At 70.9% G+C, this 14,459-nt stretch carries 11 protein-coding genes; 2 read left to right on the top strand and 9 right to left on the bottom strand.

Going from position 1 to position 14,459, the window contains the following annotated elements; genetic code table 11:
• Nucleotides 1–9 precede the first annotated feature (9 nt).
• The 3 genes from ACFWJW_RS22035 to ACFWJW_RS22025 form a co-directional block, all read right to left on the bottom strand.
• Nucleotides 10–981 (bottom strand): quinone oxidoreductase family protein, encoded by a 972-nt coding sequence (locus ACFWJW_RS22035; RefSeq protein ID WP_387243886.1) that lies wholly within the window; start codon nt 979–981, stop codon nt 10–12.
• Between the two features lie 26 nt (nt 982–1,007).
• Entirely contained in the window at nt 1,008–2,066 is a 1,059-nt protein-coding gene (locus ACFWJW_RS22030) for a 3-keto-5-aminohexanoate cleavage protein (protein ID WP_387243883.1), read from the bottom strand.
• Between the two features lie 171 nt (nt 2,067–2,237).
• Nucleotides 2,238–3,257, bottom strand: coding sequence for an AraC family transcriptional regulator (locus ACFWJW_RS22025; protein ID WP_387243880.1), 1,020 nt, complete (start codon nt 3,255–3,257; stop codon nt 2,238–2,240).
• A gap of 247 nt (nt 3,258–3,504) precedes the next feature.
• Between ACFWJW_RS22025 and ACFWJW_RS22020 the strand changes: the two genes are divergently transcribed.
• The gene (locus tag ACFWJW_RS22020) at nt 3,505–3,993 is read left to right on the top strand and encodes a GNAT family N-acetyltransferase (protein WP_387244053.1); all 489 of its coding nucleotides are present in this window, start codon (nt 3,505–3,507) and stop codon (nt 3,991–3,993) included.
• 73 nt (nt 3,994–4,066) lie between these two features.
• Here the strand turns inward: ACFWJW_RS22020 and ACFWJW_RS22015 are convergent, their stop codons facing one another.
• Genes ACFWJW_RS22015 through ACFWJW_RS22000 form a run of 4 tightly spaced genes read right to left on the bottom strand, consistent with a single transcriptional unit; the run spans nt 4,067 to nt 9,462 of the window.
• Nucleotides 4,067–5,881: a prolyl oligopeptidase family serine peptidase gene (locus ACFWJW_RS22015; RefSeq protein ID WP_387244050.1), complete on the bottom strand. Its 1,815-nt coding sequence runs from the start codon at nt 5,879–5,881 to the stop codon at nt 4,067–4,069.
• 1 nt (nt 5,882) lies between these two features.
• Nucleotides 5,883–7,118, bottom strand: coding sequence for an MFS transporter (locus ACFWJW_RS22010; protein ID WP_387243877.1), 1,236 nt, complete (start codon nt 7,116–7,118; stop codon nt 5,883–5,885).
• Nucleotides 7,115–8,281 (bottom strand): cytochrome P450, encoded by a 1,167-nt coding sequence (locus ACFWJW_RS22005; protein WP_387243874.1) that lies wholly within the window; start codon nt 8,279–8,281, stop codon nt 7,115–7,117. The genes ACFWJW_RS22010 and ACFWJW_RS22005 overlap by 4 nt, the downstream gene beginning before the upstream one ends.
• A gap of 11 nt (nt 8,282–8,292) precedes the next feature.
• Nucleotides 8,293–9,462, bottom strand: a complete 1,170-nt coding sequence (locus ACFWJW_RS22000) for a cytochrome P450 (protein ID WP_387243871.1) — start codon at nt 9,460–9,462, stop codon at nt 8,293–8,295.
• 850 nt (nt 9,463–10,312) lie between these two features.
• Between ACFWJW_RS22000 and ACFWJW_RS21995 the strand changes: the two genes are divergently transcribed.
• Entirely contained in the window at nt 10,313–11,965 is a 1,653-nt protein-coding gene (locus ACFWJW_RS21995; RefSeq protein ID WP_387243868.1) for an APC family permease, read from the top strand.
• 246 nt (nt 11,966–12,211) lie between these two features.
• Here ACFWJW_RS21995 and ACFWJW_RS21990 read toward each other — a convergent pair whose 3' ends face one another.
• Together ACFWJW_RS21990 and ACFWJW_RS21985 are read right to left on the bottom strand one after the other, a co-directional pair.
• Nucleotides 12,212–13,384 (bottom strand): hypothetical protein, encoded by a 1,173-nt coding sequence (locus tag ACFWJW_RS21990; RefSeq protein WP_387243865.1) that lies wholly within the window; start codon nt 13,382–13,384, stop codon nt 12,212–12,214.
• 46 nt (nt 13,385–13,430) lie between these two features.
• On the bottom strand, nt 13,431–14,237 hold the full coding sequence (locus tag ACFWJW_RS21985; protein ID WP_387243862.1) for a dioxygenase: 807 nt from the start codon (nt 14,235–14,237) through the stop codon (nt 13,431–13,433).
• Nucleotides 14,238–14,459: the final 222 nt, after the last annotated feature.

Raw genomic sequence — 14,459 nt, 5'->3', positions numbered from 1 at the left:
CGGGGAATCTCAGGGAAGGAGGACGGACGAACCCGTGGTGCGGCCCGCTTCCAGTGCGCGGTGCGCCGACACGGCGTCGTCGAGGGCGTAGCGCTGGTTGACACGGATCGCGATCCGGCCGGCGGCGACATGACCGAACAGTTCGGCGGCCAGCGCGTCCCGCTCCGCCGGCTCGGCGATGTAGTCGGCCAGCGCGGGCCGGGTCACGAACAGCGAGCCGTGCAGGGCGAGTTGCATCGCATCGAGAGGCGGCACGCCGGATGCCGTGCCGAAGCACACGAGCAGGCCGCGGCGGCGGAGCGAGGCCATGGAACCGTCGACGGTGTCCTTGCCGATGCTGTCGAGGACGAGGGGCACTCCTGCCCCGTCGGTCAGCTCCCGCACCCGCTCGGCGACGTCCTCGTGGCGGTACAGGACGGTGTGGTCACAGCCGTGGGCGCGGGCGAGTCCGGCCTTCTCCTCGGTGGAGACCGTGCCGATCACGGTGAGACCGAGCAGCTTCGCCCACTGGCAGATGATCAGGCCGACACCGCCCGCGGCGGCGTGCAGCAGGATCGTGTCACCGGGCTTCAGCGGATGGATCCGGCGCAGCAGGTAGGCGGCGGTGAGGCCCCGCATGGTCATCGCGGCCGCGGTCTCGCAGTCGATGGCGTCGGGCAACCGGATCAACGGGTCGGCGGGCATGATCCGTTCCGTGCTGTAGGCGCCGAGCGGACTGCCGGTGTACGTGACGCGATCGCCCTCGGCGACGTGGGTGACGCCCGCGCCGACGGCCTCGACGATGCCGGCGCCCTCGACACCGAGACCGGCGGGCAGCGGGGCCGGGTACAGGCCGGTACGGAAGTAGGTGTCGGCGAAGTTCAGGCCGATGGCCTCGTGCCGGACACGGACCTGGCCGGGGCCCGGGTGGCCGACGGTGACCTGCTCCCGCCGCAGGACGTCGGGGCCGCCGGTCTCATGGAAGCGGATGGCATGTGCCACGGGATGCTCTCTTCGTTCGGTGGTGGTCAGCGGGCGGTGTCGCGGAGCATGAAGCCGCGGCGTCCGGGGCGCCGGTTGGGCACCATGCCGAGCCGGGCCAGGGTCTGGTCGGTGTCCGCGTAGTACTCGCCGATGCGGTAGATCTCCTTGGCCTCCGCGCCGCTCGCGATGTCGCGGCCGAGGGCGTCGGCGATCCGCACCATCTGCTCGACCTGCCGTACGGAGCTCATGCGCGCGCCCTTGCGTGCCCACAGGTTGTCCTCGTTGCCCACCCGGACGTGCACGCCGAGGGCGATGGCGATGGCGTTCATGGGGGCGACGGCACGCATCGAGGACTCGATGGTGAGGACGGCGCCATCGGGGACGCGGCGGACGAACTCGATCAGGTCAGCGGGGTGACGGCCGGCGAACCCGCCGCCGATGGCCACGTAGTTGAGCACCAGGGGGCCGGTGTACACACCGCTGCGGATCAGGCGCTCGACGGTTTCCAGCTGCGCCATCGTGGCGAGCTGGAAGTGCGGCTGGATGCCGCGGGCGCGCAGGCGCTGGAGGTGCTCGAGGTAGAAGTCGGGACCGGCCTCGACGACCATGTCACGGTATGCCTTGTAGTAGTCGGGCTTGGCGATGGAGGTGCCGGCCAGGTCGTCCTCCGTCATGATCTCGACGATGTTCATCTGGCTGGTGTTGATGGCGATCGTCACCTGGTCGGGGCGCGGGGTGAGGTCGGCAAGCAGGTGGCGGGTGTCGTAACTGAGCCACTTCGCCTCGGCGCCCTCGTCCTCGGGAGCGAACGAGATGGACCCCCCGATCTGGAGGACCATGTCCGGCACGGCCTCACGCAGCCGGCCGAGCAGTTCGTTGAACAGGGACATGCGCTTGGACCCGTGCCCGTCCAGTTCGCGTACGTGGATGTGGAGCACGGTGGCGCCCGCGTGGTAGCAGTCGACGGCGGCCTGGACGTGCTCGTCCATGGTCAGGGGAAGGTCGTCGGCGTCGCCGGGGAGCCACTCCGGCCCGTAGGGAGCGGCCTGGATCACCAGCTTCTCCTGGTTCTCGGGCAGCAAGGAGTCATCGAGGAAGTGCATGGGTCATCTCCTGATACGCGGACGTGGCGGGCCGAGGGCAGTCGAGAGCCGTCGTCCCAACTCGCGGTCTCCGCAAGGGTGTTGCTCGGAGAAGCTGGGGTTCCCCTTGCGGTACCGCCACGTTAAGAGCGGGCTACGCGCCGCGCTTCACACGAGGTGACACAAGACTTGTCACTTGGGGACAGGGCCGGTGTCCGTCCGGCGGCTGCGCCATTCACGTGCACTGGTGCCGAACCGGTCGCGGAACCAGCGGGAGAAGGCGCTGGGCGCGGAGAAGCCGAGCAGGCCGGAGATCTCCGTGAGGGAGCGGCGCGGGTTCGCCACCAGCTGCTCGGCCAGCTGGGTGCGCGTGGCGTTGACGAGCGAGGAGAAGGTCTCACCGGATGCCGCCAGATGCCGGTGGACGGTCCTGCGGTCGACGCCGAGGCTCCCCGCGACCTGTTCGACCGAGCAGCGTCCGGTCGGCAGCAGGAATTCGATCAGTTCGCGCACCCGGTCCAGCTCGGTGGCCTCCGAAGCCACCGCGATGGACTCGAAGTACTGACGTGCGTAGCCGCGCAGCAGGGGGTCCGACATCGAGTTGGGCGTATCGAGTTCGGTGGCGTAGAAGACGATGCCGTTGAATTCCCGGTCGAATTCCACCACGGGCCCGAAGTGGCGCCGGTGCGCGGCGATGTCACGAGGGGCACCGTGGGTGAAGCACACGGACACCGGCTGCCAGCGGGCGCCGAGGAAGACCCGCAGAAATCCGTGGAAGACGCCGACGGCCAGCTCGACGGCCTGCCGGGCCGGGCGCGCCTCCCCCAGCTCCAGACTCACCTTGACGGTGGCGAGTCCGTTCGCCTCGCTGAGCCGGCTGCGCAGCAGCTCGTTGTACATGCGCTCATGGCGGACCAGGAGCTGTACGGCGCTGCGGACATCGGGTTCCTCGCGCAGGACGAGGCTGATCGGCCCGAGGTGCGCGAAGCGGCGGCGCTCGGCGAGGAGCAGGCCGAAATCCACCCGGCGGGCGGCCACGGCGGAGAGTTCGAGGAGCTCGGTGACGGCGACGCCGGAGATCCACCGGTCCTGGACGGCGAGTCCGACCGGATCGATACCGACGCGTTTCATCAGGGCGCGCGGGTCGATGCCGAGGGACTGGCTGAGCTCGATGTAGCTGCTCAGTGCTGCGTTGCGGACCAGCGGCTTCATCGGGGCGCTCCCAGGTCTGTCCCAAGTTGATAGGTCATCCGCCCCGTCAGGTCAACCGATGTGCGCTCGCGGCCGCCGGCGTGGTGGTGGTTGACGTCGCGGGGTGGCTGTGGGGCTGCTCCGAAAGCGTTGGACGCCCATTGGGTCAGTCAGCGAGCATCCGTACGTGACAGATGAAGCCGATTACGGGGGACCGTTCACGCGGAGCCCGAGGTGCGTACGTTTCGTCGAGCTGTCCGGCGGAGCGATGTCCGCTTTGCTCAATGGTGACCTGCCCGCAGCCGGCAGGGTGGCCGGGGTTTCGCTGACCGAGTACTTCGTGACCGACAGCGCACGGTGGCTATGGCGGTTCCGGCTCGACCAGATGGCCGCCGATCCCGGCCAGGCGCGGTGGATGGTGCGACAAGCGATCGTCGGCGACAACGGTCTCGTCGTCGGGCATGCCGGTTTCCACGGACCGCCCGATGAGGCCGGCATGGTCGAGCTCGGCTACTGCGTCGCTCCCGGCTTCCGTCGCCAGGGATATGCCCGATCCGCGCTGACCGAGTTGCTCCGCCGGGCAGCGGCCGAAGCCACCGTCACGACCGTGCGGGCGGCGATCAGCCCCGACAACGTGGCGTCTCTGGCCACGATCTCGGGCTTCGGCTTCGTTGAGGTCGGAGAGCAGTGGGATGAGGAGGACGGTCGTGAGCTCGTCTTCGAGGTTCCTGCCCGCCGGGTGGGACCAGCGGGGTAAAGGGCCGGCCGGGCCTCCCGCCCACTGGGGGTCCGGGCAGGCCAGGCCGATCTCCTTGCGCCAACTGGCCGGATCAGGCGGGCAGATGGGTGCGGGCGAAGGCGATCGTTGCCCCGATCTGTTTGATGCGTTCGTCGGCGACGAGTGAGCCGTGTCCCGCGTCGTAGCGGTATACCTCGTGTGGCTTGCCCAGTGCGGCGAGGCGGTTGACGTAGTTGTCGATCTGGCGGATCGGGCAGCGGGGGTCGTTCTCGCCCGCGATCACCAGGACCGGTGCGGTGACCCGGTCCGCGTAGGTGAGGGGGGAGGACGCCCGGTACCGCTCGGGGACTTCGTCGGGAGAGCCGCCGAAGAGGGAGCGGTCGTACGCGCGCAGCGCCTCCATCTCGTCCTCGTAGGCGGCGAAGTAGTCCGCGACCGGCATGGTGCTGATGCCGACGGCCCAGTTCTCCGGGCGGGTGCCGAGGCCCAGCAGGGTGAGGTAGCCGCCCCATGAACGGCCGGACAGGACCAGGCGCTCGGGGGCGGCGAGGCCGCTGGTGACGGCCCATTCGCGGACCGCCTCGATGTCCTCCAGCTCGGTGAGGCCGGGGCGTCCCTCGATCGCGTCCCGCCATCGGGAGCCGTAGCCGGTGGAGCCCCGGTAGTTGACCTGGACGACTGCGAAGCCGTGGTCGACCCAGGCGGCGACCACGGGGTCGAAGGCGTCGTCGTCGTATCCGATCGGACCGCCGTGTACCTCGAAGACGCACGGGAGCGGGCCGTCGGCCCCCGGGGGCCGGGAGACCAGCGCGTGGATCCGGCCCCCGGGGCCGTCCACCCAGGCGTCGGTGACCGGGACGGAGGGCGGGGCCGTCGGTCCCGGTGGGGCCAGCACGGTCCCGCCCGAGGTGGACCTGACGACCGGCGGGTGTGCGGCGCTCGACCAGACGAACTCCACGGTGCCGTCCGGACGTGTCCCGGCGCCCCTGATGACGCCCTTGGGGGTGTCCAGGCGAATCAGTGCGCCGGCGTCCGCGGTGCCGAGGTCCAGTCGGTAGAGCTCGTCGCGGGCGTGATGCGTATGCCAGATCAGCAGCGCCGAGCCGTCCTGGTACCAGGCCGCACTGACCTCGCCGGGCAGGTCGAGGGCGATCTCCTGCTGTGCGCCGGTGGCGACGTCCAGGATCATCGGCTCGGGCCGGCTGTGGCGCTCGTGCTCGATGAGCAGCCTGTTGTCGCCGGGGACCGGGGAGAACGCCATACCGCCGAGGCCCTTGCCCGGGCCGTCCCAGATGCCGCCGAGGCCGCGCCCCTCGCCGTCCCACAGGTCGGCGACCACCCGGCCGTCCAGGCTCAGTACGCGCACCGCCTTGTGCCGGCTGTCGCCGTGTTCGCTGTGGCCGATCGCGACGAGGGTGTCGTCGGCGGACAGGGCCCCCACGTGGGCGTCCGAGGGGTGGGTGTAGAGCGTCCGTGGTGCGGATCCCGGGCGGCAGACATGGACGGTGGTGCCGCCGGTCCTGGTGGTGCCGAGGACGGCGAGGCCGTTCGCGCCGAGGGCCAGGCCGGACTGGTGTGCGGGACCCAGAGCGGGCACGGCGGGTTCCGCGTGGTCGCCGCCGAACGGTTGGCGCATCCAGACGCCACGTTCGTCTCCGTCGGTGTCGGCGAACCACCACACCCAGTCGCCGGCCGGGTCGATGAAGCTCAGGGCGGTGCCGTGGGGGCGGTCGGTGAGCCGGCGTCGTGCGTCACCGGCCCGGTCCCACTCGTACACCTCCCATGTACCGGTGGCGTTCGACCGGTAGACACAGCGGTCGGGGGCGTCGCGAGCCCAGCGGGGCACCGTCACATGGGCGACTCCGATGCGTGCCTTCCATCGCTCCTCATCGGCCCCGCCACTCATCTCAGCCACTGACGACTCCGTCCGCACTCCTGGGACTCCCTCTCTCGGTGTCGAACACCGCGCCGCGCAGCAGCAGGACGACGGCGAACAGGCCGGTCACCGCCCCCGCGCAGATCACGGTGCTCGGACTGAACAGCTCGGCCATCGCGCCACCCGCGGCGAAGCCGAGCCCCTGCCAGAACATGAGCCCGGCCGTCTGGAGGCTGAGCGCCCTGGCCCGCAGTTCTTCGGGCACCACCTGGAGCAGCAGCCGGTCCTGGCCGAGCTGGGTGCTGAACCCCAGGCCGCACACGAACAGCACGGCGATCGCGGGGACCAGGCCCGGGCGGAGCGCGAAGAGGAGCATCGGCACGAACACCAGCAGGGCGGCCGGCCCGATCATGCGGATCTGCCGTTCCTTCGGGACCAGCCAGTTGGTGAGGACCTCGCCCGCCACGGTTCCCAGCGGGATCGCGGTGAGCAGCAGTCCCGCGGCGGTCGCCCCTCCCCCGAGCCCCGCGGTGTACGGCACCGCCAGCGCTTCCGGTATCACTCCCAGTGCGGGCACCGCCCAGCCGAGGAGCAGCATGCGGCGTACGGCCGGCACCCGCATCACCGCGCCGATCCCGTTGAGGGAGTCGCGCAGCAGGGAGGTCCGCCCGGTGGCCCCGCCGTCGGGGTGCAGCCTGCGTTCCTTGGTCCCCAGCCGCAGCACGAGGGCCGAGAAGAGGAAGCAGCCCGCGTTGATGAGCAGCATCACCTGCGGCGAGAAGGCCGCCATCAGCAGGCCGCCGACCGCGAATCCGCCCAGCTGTGCGCCCTGGGCGACCAGTCGCATGAGGCTGCGGCCCGGCACGTAGGCGTCGCCGGGGAGTACGTCGGGCAGGGTGGCCGCGCGGGCGCCGGAGAACACCGGCTCGATCAGTCCGAGGGCGAACGCCAGCGCCAGTACGGCGGCCACCGGGGTGCCGGACAGCGATATGACGAGAACGAGCCCCGCGGAGAGCAGATTGCAGCAGACCAGCAGCCGCCGGGCCGGGAGCCGGTCGATGAGCGCGGACAGCAGGGTGCCCGCGATCAGATGCGGTGCGAGGACCAGCGCGAAGACCAGTGCGGACAGCAGCGACGAACCGGTGCGGGAGTAGACGAGCATGGCCAGCGCGAAATTCGCGGTGACCGCTCCCACCATGGAGACGATATGTGCCGTGAAAATCGCCCGGAATTCGCGTATGCCCAGCGCAGTGCGGTACCTGCTCATTGCGTCAATTCCAGGGGAAGTTCTGCGAGGGTGCGGACGGTGGCGAGCTTCTTGTGTACGGCGGGTCCGGCCGGCTTGAGGGTGGTGCCGCGCTCCACCAGCACGGTCAGCAACTCCCGCAGGAGCAGATGGGCGAGCAGTGATCCGGTGCAGGCATGGGCGCCGTAGCCGAAGGTGAGATGGTGGTTCGGCCACCGGTCGAGCCGTACCGTGTCGGGGGCCTCGAATTGCTCGGGGTCGCGGTTGGCGGCGGCGAAGAGCATCAGCATTCCCTGGCCGCGGCGCACCTGTACACCGTTGAATTCGATGTCCCGGACGGCCAGTCGGGTGGTTCCCTGGATGGGCGCCTCGTACCGGAAGAACTCATGAGGCGCCCGGTCGATCGCCTCGGGACCGCCGAGCTGGTCGGCGAGGAGGCTCGCATCCCGGGACAGCACGTTCAGCGCGTTGCCGAGGGAGGCCGGTACGGCGGTGAATCCGTTGACGACCAGGGTGCGCAGTGAGTTCATCGCGATATGGCGGGGGACGCCCGCGGCCATGGCGTCGGCCACCAGTGCGCGGATGGGGTGGCCCGCGTCCATCCCGGTCACCCAGTCCTCGATCATCGCGGCCAGTTGACGCTGTGCCGCGACGCCTGGCTCCCTGGCTGCCGGGTTGAGGCCGGAGTCCATGGCCTGGGTGATGGCCTCGGCCATCGGCCGCACGGTGGTCAGATCGAAGGGCGGAACCCCGATGGCCTCGGGGATGAACCAGCGTGCCAGCGGCTCGGTGAATTCGGTGATCGCGTTGAAGGGCCCGGCCGGCCGCGCGTCGAGCACCTCCGCGATGTGTGCCCTGGTGCGGGCGGCGAGGCCGTCCGAGGCCATGTCCCGCAGTGAGTCGGCGAGTACGCCGTAGATCGCGGTGTGGTCGGGCGGGTCGATGGTGTGGACGTCCAGCGCGGGGTCGGGGACGGTCTCGCCCGCCCGCCTCCAGTCCGCCGCGAAGTTCTCGTGGTCCAGGAGGACTTGGCGGCAGTCCCGGTACGAGGTGAGCACCCAGCTGTCGAGCTTCTCGTTCCACACGGGTGCGCCGGTCGCCCGCAGGGACGCGTACACCGGATAGGGGTCGAGCAGGGTGTGCGGGTCGAGCGGGTGGTATTCGACCGCGGCGTCAGTGGTCATGGCTCTCACTCTCAGCGTTCGGGCTCAGCGTTCTGGAACGTGACGGGCAGCCGGTCCGGATAGCGCAGGGTGGCACGCGGCACCCTGACGGGCGGGGCGGCGAGTCGCGGGGGCGCGGGGGCGGCCAGCAGTTGCTGGACGAGGGCCCTGATGATGATCCGGGCGAGGAGGGCGCCCGAGCAGGCATGCGGGCCCCAGCCCAGGGAGAGGTGCCGGTTGGGGTGCCGGTCGAGCAGCAACTCGTCCGGGGACGCGAAGCGTTCGGGGTCGCGGTTGGCGGCGCCGAAGAGCGCCAGCACCAGCTGGCCGCGCTCCACGGTGACGTCGTCGAACCGGGTGGTTGCGACGCAGGCGCGGGTGGTGCCCTGGACCGGGCCGTCGTACCGGAGGAGTTCCTCCACTCCGGAATCCAGCAGCGCCGGGTCCCGCAGGCGTTCCAGCGCGCCGGGGTGTTCGAGGAGGGCGAGCACGGCGTTGGCGGCCGCGCCGACGGTGGTGCTGAACCCGGCCAGGAAGAGCACCCGGACGTTGTTCCACACCGCGTCTTCCGTGACGCCCGCGGCGGCCGCGCCGTGGAGGACCTGGGTGAGCAGGCCCGGCCGGCGGTGAGCGGTGAACCACTCGGCCATGAGCTCGTTGATCCGGCCCCGGGCCGCCATCGCCGGTTCCAGCACCTCGGGCAGCAGGCCCGCGTCCATGCCGCGTACGAGTGCGTCGGACAGCTCGGCGAACGCGGCGACCGGCGGGGGGTCCACGCCGAGCAGCCGGCATACCGCCTGGAGCGCCACCGGACGGGCCACTTCGGCGGTGAAGTCAAAGGAGGGCGCATCGGCCAGCTGCGCGAAGACGGCGGCCGTGTCCCGGACCGCGAAGGCCGCGATCCCGTCGAGATCCTGGTCGCGGAGGGCGGTGGTGAACAGCCGGCGGACCGGTGTGTGGTCGGGCGGGTCGAGTTCCTGCATGCTCAGGGCCGCGGTGGGTGGCGCCTCGTGCCCGGCCCTGCGCCAGTCACTGGCGAATACGTCCACCTCGCTGAGCACGCGGTGACAATCCGAGTAGCGCGTCACGATCCACGAGCCGAAACGCTCACTCCAAAACACCGGTGAATTCTTCCGCAGCCGCTCATAGACGGGATACGGATCGGCCACCGTGGCCGCGTCCAGCGGATCGTAGTCAGACACATTCCGTCCTGAGCGAGTGAGAGGAACACGAGGGCCACGCACCATCAAAAGTCGCGCGGGCCGGGGCCCAGTGACCCCGGCCGACGCCTCATATACCTCAGTACGCGTAACGCATAATGGCACCCCCTTGCCGTAGCGCAACGGCCCATTGAAACGGAATCCAGAAATCCGCGAAGGGGAATCAGAATTTCCGCTCCCAAGGGCAACCGGCGAACTCCCGCCGGACACCAGGACTCTATTCACACAGGAATTCGTCGCACGAGCCGCCCGACATGGCCGAAATGGTGCGTTGCTGAAGTAGGGGCGACTTTGAGCCCTCGACAAAATCTCCCAAAGAGTGCGTACCGACACCGAAACGTGACTCACATCACGGGCCGGGGTGGCGTTTCCCGGCCACTGCGGCCGAATAACGCTTACGGAATGAGGAATTCGGGCTCGGGAAAATACTGCGGTTTAATGATCTCCGTGGCCGTACGGTGGCACCGCTCGAAGGCACCGGCGACGGCCCGGTCGCCGGCCCGGCGGGACTGGCCGCCGAAGTGATGTTGAATCGCTCCCGTCCGATCACGCCCGCACCCACGGACAACCACCCCCCTCCTCCCTCGCTGTGACGCGTCTCATGCGGTGATCTCCCCGGCCGCCGAGGAGTGGCGGCCAGGGAGTGAACGGGCCGTGCGGGCGCAGCTGTTGGCGTCGGGGGGCGTGGTCCGGCGGGGCCGGGGCGTGTGATGTTCGGGCAGCTCAGCGGCGTTCTCGCTGGTTGGCCGGAAATAAGGTGGTCGGCGGCAGACGAGAGCGGCCCCGCCGATGGTGCGGGGCATGTGCACCACCAGGACGGACAACACTTCCCATGGATATGAGCGCCGGCGAGCGCAAGGGGCTCAGCCTCTTCGCCCTCATCATGATCGGCATCGGTTCGATCTTCGGCTCCGGCTGGCTCTTCGGGGCCGGCTCCGCTGCCCAGGTGGCGGGCCCCGCGGCGCTGGTCGCCTGGGTGATCGGCGTCATCTTCATCGGGATGATCGCGATGTCGTACGCGGAGGTCGGTTCGGCCTACCCGATCCCCGGCGGGATGGCCCGCTACGGGCACCTCTCGCACGGGCCGGTCCTCGGCTTCCTCACCGGCTGGGCGGTGTGGATCGCGACCGCCTCACTGATTCCGATCGAGTCGATCGCGGCCACCCAGTACATGACGTCCTGGAGCTACGGCTGGGCGAAGGGCCTGGTCGATCCGGGCACCCACCAGCTGACCCTCTCCGGCACGGCGGTGTCGCTGGTGCTGACCCTCGCGCTCTGGCTGACCTGCTTCTGGTCGGTCCAGCTGCTGGCCCGCGCCAACACCGTGCTCACCCTGGTCAAGTTCGCCATCCCGGTGCTGGCGGTGCTCGCCCTCGTCGGGTCCGGCTTCCACACCTCGAACTTCACCGACCACGGCGGCTTCGCCCCGTACGGCTGGCCGGCCGTGCTCACCGCCGTCACCACCTGCGGCGTGGTCTTCGCCTTCAACGGCTTCCAGGCCGTGGTCAACCTCGGCGGGGCCGCGAAGAACCCGGGCCGGGCCATCCCGGTCGCGCTGATCGGTGCGCTCGCACTGGGCCTGGTGATCTACTCGGCGCTCCAGGTCGCCTACCTGGGGTCGGTGCCGCCCGAGCTGCTGGAGCGGGCCGGCGGATGGCAGGGCGTGAACCTCAACTCCCCGTTCGCCGACTTGGCGGGGCTGCTGATGCTGCACTGGGTGGTCACCATGCTCCAGTTCGGCGCGTTCATCTCGCCGGCCGGGTCCAACATCGCCAATGTCGCCTCGGCCGCGTACATGGTCACCAACCTCGCCGAGACCGGGTTCTTCCCCCGGAAGCTGGCGGCCGTGCATCCCCGTTACGGCACCGCCCGCCCCGCGATGTGGCTGAACCTCGCCTTCTCCGTGGTGCTGCTGCTCACCGTCGGCCGCAGCTGGCAGGCGCTCGCCGGTGTGGTGTCGGCGGCCATGGTCATCTCGTATCTGATCGGCCCGATCGCGGTGGGGGTGCTGCGGCGGACCCGCCCGGAGCTGCCCCGTCCGTTCCGGCTGCCGGCCGCCGGGGTGCTGTGCCCGGTCACCTTCGCCTTCGCCGCCTGCGCGCTGTACTGGTCGAAGTGGCCGGAGACCGGAAAGATCACCGTGCTGACGCTGGTGGCCGCACCGATCGCGGCCGTGGTGCTGTGGCGCCGGGGCGAGCGGCGGCTGCTGCGGCAGTTCGCGCCGGCCTGGTGGATGATCGCCTTCCTGGTGTGGACGGCCGCGGTGTCCGCGCTGGGCGGCGAGGAGTTCGGCGGCCGGGGCGTCCTCCCCGGCGTACTCGGCACCGCCCTGATCGCGGTCACCGCCCCGGTCTTCTACTTCTGGGCGGTGCGCTCCGGGGTCAAGGCCCACGAACGCGGCCTGACCAGCGCTCCGACCCTCGCCGAAGCCGGCCCGGCCGCCACCGCCGCCCCCGAAGACGCCCGCCCGATGGCGTCCGTCTGAGGACACCCCGCCGGGTCCGGGCGCGCGAAGAGGCCGTAGAGCAGAAGGGCGAGCCGCGGGGCTCTCCAGGCGCCGTCGCCTGAATCAGGTGACGGCGCCTTGGCGGCCCCCCAAAGGTCGGCGGTGAACCGCCTCTTGGGCCAGGTTCCGCGGCCTCGACCAGGGTCCGAAACCGCTGGTCGGCGTCGCTGTCATCGATTGCTCACACGACGGGGAACAGGTCGTCGTGCCACGCGGAGTGCGCCCCTAGGACGTGCCCGAGAAGCGGGTGACGGCCGGGACGAGGTCGCCGTGTGTGGCGAGGCCCGCGACCCACAGCCGGGAACTCTTCGGGACGGTCGTGAATCCGCGGACGACGACGCCGGGACCGGTGATGTGCTGCCACCGCTTGGCCGGTGCGTTCCATTGCAGCGCCACGGGAGCGCTCCCCTTCCCGCCCACCGCCCGCAGCGTGCCGTCCGCGGCGCGGCCCACGGCGCGCAGCCGGCCGTCCGGGACGTCGGGAGTCGTGGTCGTGGACCACTTCGTGCCGTCCCAGTGGACCGCGTACGGGCGCTCGGAGCCGCCGGACACAGCGCCGCCGACCGCCCAGATGTCCTCGGCGCCGAGCGCGGTGGCGCCGGTCAGCCAGTGGTGGGCGCCCGCCGGACCGGGCGCGGTGACCTTCTTCCAGGCGGTGCCGTCCCAGTGCAGCAGCAGAGCCGTCTGTGGCGTCTTCTCGTCCGCGGTGTACGACGTGCCCACCGCCCATACGTCATCGGCGGCGACGACGGTCACTCCGCTCAGCTCACCGGTGCCCACGTCGGGCAAGGTCTGCCGCTTCCACGACGTGCCGTCCCACAGCTGGATGGCCGGCACTCCGTCCTTGACCGAGCGGGACATGGCCCGTCCCACCGTCCATGCCCGGCCGCCGGGCGCGGTCGCCACGGCGTCCGGGACGACCCGGCCTGCCGGGTCCCGGTCCAGGGGACGGGTGGTCCAGGTGCTGCCGTCCCAGTGCTCGGTCGCGGAACCGACCGCCCAGATGTCGCCGGCCGAACGGACCGCGAGGGCCTGCGGAAAGCTGTTCGCCGGCAGCGTGGATTCCTGCGTCCAGGTGGTGCCGTTCCAGCGCAGGGCGACCGCTTCGAGGGCGGTGGCGCTCTTCAGCCGGTAGCCCACGGCCCAGGCGCTGGTGTCACTGAGCGCGGCGACGGCGGTGAGGTCGCCCTTCGCCACGGGTACCGTCGTGCGCTGCCAGGTACCGGCCTGCGCGGCCGCTACGGGTGTCGCGGGCGCGGCCGATGCGGCGGGGTCGCCGGCCAGGGCGGCCAGGCCGAGGGGCGCGGCGACAACGGCGGCGGCGAGCGCCACGAGCAGCGGCGCTCGGCGGCGCCTCGGCTCCGGTGCCGGGGTGGTGGATGGCTGCGAGGGCGTCATGGGGTCCTCCGTCGGGTGGGGAGTCATGGGCGGTGGCCGGCCGGGCTCAGGCGGTGGTTTTGAGGACGAAGTCGAAGGTGCCGGAGTAGGCCCCGCCGGGCCGTGCGGTGAGGGCGATGGTGCAGGCGCGGTTGAGCAGCCGGTCCGCGGCATTGAGGGCGGCGAAGTCCCGGCCGTACGCCTCGGTGTCGTCGGGGAAGTACAGCTGGGTGACCAGGACGGGGCTCCCGGGAGCCTGGACCTGGGTGTGGATATGTGGTGCCCGTTGTCCCCAACGGCCCCAGTAGTCACGGGGGATGATGGTCCGGAGCAGGTAGGCGCCCCGGTTGTTCGTGTACTGATGGCCGCGGAGGGCGAATCCCGAGGTGTCGTAGTCACCGTTCTGGTCGCACTGCCAGAATTCGATGAGGGTGCCCGGCAGCGGGGTGCAGGAGGTGTCGTAGACGACGCCGGCGAGGTCGATCCGCACGCCCTGGGTCCCGGGCGTGACGACATCACCGCGCTCGGGGGACGCGGGCTTGAAGAGCGGGCCTTCGATCGAGGCCGGGGTCTCCTGGCCCGAGCAGGCGGGCGTGACGGCCTTCGTGAGCGCTGCGGGGCGCACCCGTGACGGCTGCTTCGGCGCGGTGGCCGGTACGGTCCGCTGCGCCGCGGCCGCCGAGGTCGCCGCGACGCCGGCCGTTGCCGCCAGGGCCGCGGAGGTCACGCCCGCGGAAGTGGTCCTGAGGAACGCCCTTCGGGAGTTGCCCTGTTGACCGTCCGTGACGTCCGTGCCGTCCGGGACGGGCGGGGTGTCCGGGTGCCGGGCGCCGCCGTGGGCGTCCGCCGCTTTCGCTTCGTCGTCATACCGCATTGCGCCTCCAGGTGGCATCGGCGTCGAGTCGAGCCGCGGCTTCAACTCGGTGGGTGGGGTGCCCCGGTGGGCCGGAAGCCGCAGGTCCGGCAGCCCCGGAGCGCCCCGTTCCGCACAGTTTCCGGGGTCGCGCCGTCCCGTACACGGATCGGATGACCGGTGACTTGCGCGCGTAACGAAACCGCGGGGCCGGGCCCCGTCACCGCGAGGGCGGGCCCCTTC

Origin of the sequence: Streptomyces sp. NPDC127097, assembly GCF_042724075.1 — a bacterium.
Classification (GTDB): domain Bacteria; phylum Actinomycetota; class Actinomycetes; order Streptomycetales; family Streptomycetaceae; genus Streptomyces.
This window is presented reverse-complemented; position numbering and strand designations above follow the sequence as displayed.